At 69.0% G+C, this 2,083-nt stretch carries 2 protein-coding genes; both read right to left on the bottom strand.

What is annotated here, in order from left to right; genetic code table 11:
- Positions 1-1,157 (bottom strand): dimethylsulfone monooxygenase SfnG (sfnG, locus tag AC27KI_RS23480; protein WP_487116129.1); only part of this gene is annotated, 1,157 nt, incomplete at its 3' end.
- A gap of 48 nt (positions 1,158-1,205) precedes the next feature.
- A complete protein-coding gene (gene msuE, locus AC27KI_RS23475; RefSeq protein ID WP_284430660.1) occupies positions 1,206-1,784 on the bottom strand; it encodes an FMN reductase in 579 nt (192 codons plus the stop codon).
- Positions 1,785-2,083 lie beyond the last annotated feature (299 nt).

Here is a 2,083-nt window from a genome sequence, read left to right as displayed (position 1 = left end):
CAGGCGGCCACGGCCTCGGCGGGCTCGCCGATGGCGGCCCCGGCGGGTGCGCCCAGGCCCCGCGCTTCCAGTTCGCGCACCAGCGGCAGCACCTTCTCGCCGAAGTACTCGACCTCTTCGATGAAGTGCAGGAAGCCGGCCAGGATCAGGTCCACGCCCACGGCCTTGAGCGCCACGATGCGCTCGGCGATCTGGCGCGGCGTGCCGATGAGGTTGGTGCGAAAGCCGTCGTTGTATTGCACCAGGTCCTCGAAGGTGGATTTGGCCCAGTTGCCCTCGCCCTCGGGCGAGGCCTGGCCGGCCTGCTTGGCCGCGTCGCCGAAGGCGTGCACGGCCTCCACATGGGCGTGGTCAATGATGTCCTTGAGCACCGCGCGGGCCTCTTCCTCGGTGTCGCGGGCGATGACGAAGGCGTTGATGCCGATGCGCACGCGGTGGCCCGTCTCGGCGGCCTTGGCCTGGATGTCGTCGATCTGCTTTTTCACGCCCTCGGGCGTGTTGCCGTTGGTGAAGTACCAGTCCGACACGCGCGAGGCCATGTCCCGCGCGGCGCGCGAGCTGCCGCCCTGGAAGATCTCCGGGTGCGGCTTTTGCACGGGCTTGGGGCTCAGGGTGTAGTGGTTGAAGCGGTAGAAGTCGCCCTTGAAGGTGAAGTTGTCCTGCGTCCAGATGCCCTTGAGCGCGCGGATGAACTCCTCGGAGCGGCGGTAGCGCTCGTCATGCTCCAGCCACGGCTCGCCGATGGCCTGGAATTCGCCCTTGAACCAGCCGCTCACCACGTTGATGGCGATGCGCCCGGCACTGATGTGGTCGATGGTGGCGATCTGCTTGGCCACCACGGCCGGGCTCCACGGCCCGGGCAGGATGGCGGCCAGCACCTTGAGCTTGGTAGTGGCGTGCAGCAGCGCCTGGCTGAACGACACCGACTCGTGCTGGTACTCGGCGCCGTAGCCCGCGGTGAAGCGGATCTGACTCAACGCGTAGTCGAAACCTGCCTTCTCGGCCGCCTGCGCCAGGCGCTGGTTGTATTCCAGGCTCCAGTCGGTGCGCTGGGCGATGGTGCTGACCACCAGCCCGCCGCTGACGTTGGGCACCCAGTAGGCGAAGCGGATGCCGGCGGCGGAGGAAGAAGAAGCGGAAGTCGTGTCGTGGCTCATGGCGATGCTCCTGGACAGAGGAAGGGGGAATGGGGTGGCCGGCGGGGCTCAGGCCGCCTGCGCCAGGCGCAGCGCGGGCGCGGCCTGCGGCGCGATGCCGACCAGGGGCGCCGCGCGCTGCACCGCCAGCACGATGCGCTCGCGCAGGGCGGCGCTGGCGATCTCGTAGCCCTGGAAGTCCTGCTCCGACGCATACACGCCCAGCGGCAGCGTGCGCGCCTGGAAGAAGCTGAACAGCGGGCGCAGCTGGTGGTCGATCACCAGTGCATGGCGGTCGCTGCCGCCGGTGGCGGCCAGCAGCACGGGCACGTCGATCAGCGCCTCGTGGTGCACGAAGTCGAACAGGTGCTTGAACAGGCCCGTGTACGAGCCGCGGTAGACCGGGCTGGCCACGATCAGCAGGTCGGCCGATTCGATGGCGGCCAGCTCCGCTTCGACGGCGGCCGGCAACTGGCTGCGGTAGAGCGCGCCGCCGATCTGCGGGGCCAGCGGCCCCAGCTCGATGGTGTGCGCCTCGATGGGCAATGCCTCGCTGAGCGCGGCGATCAACTCTTCCACCAGCACCAGCGTGCGCGAGGGGCGCTGCACATTGCCGGAAACCGCCACTACCTTGAATTTGCGCGTCATGGGATCGAACCTTCCTGGTTTGCCCGGCGCGACCATCGCGGCGGGGGATGGAATGGATTGAAGACCCAGCGGCGCGCCAGCGCTGCAAAGGAATCGGCGCATGCTTATGCGGAATCCGTGCGTGCCGGCAAGTGGTTGATTGGCAAGGGAAAACCCGGAAATCCGGGCCGATGCGCGGGGCGGCGGCGACACGTGGCGGCCGCACCGCGTGCTGGGCCCGGCTGCCCGCCCAGCGGCAAATTGCGCAGTTTGCTGCTGCGGTGCTGGTCCGGGCGCAGGCCGGCGGGGCAGAGGGGGGG

This window comes from Acidovorax sp. KPB24-03 (genome assembly GCF_057546605.1).
Note: the sequence above shows the minus strand (reverse complement) of the source record. Positions and strands in the feature narration are given on the sequence as shown.

Excerpts from the sequence above, each read along its gene's own strand:
- msuE (WP_284430660.1), bottom strand. The coding sequence starts at position 1,784 with ATGACGCGCAAATTCAAGGTAGTGGCGGTTTCCGGCAATGTGCAGCGC.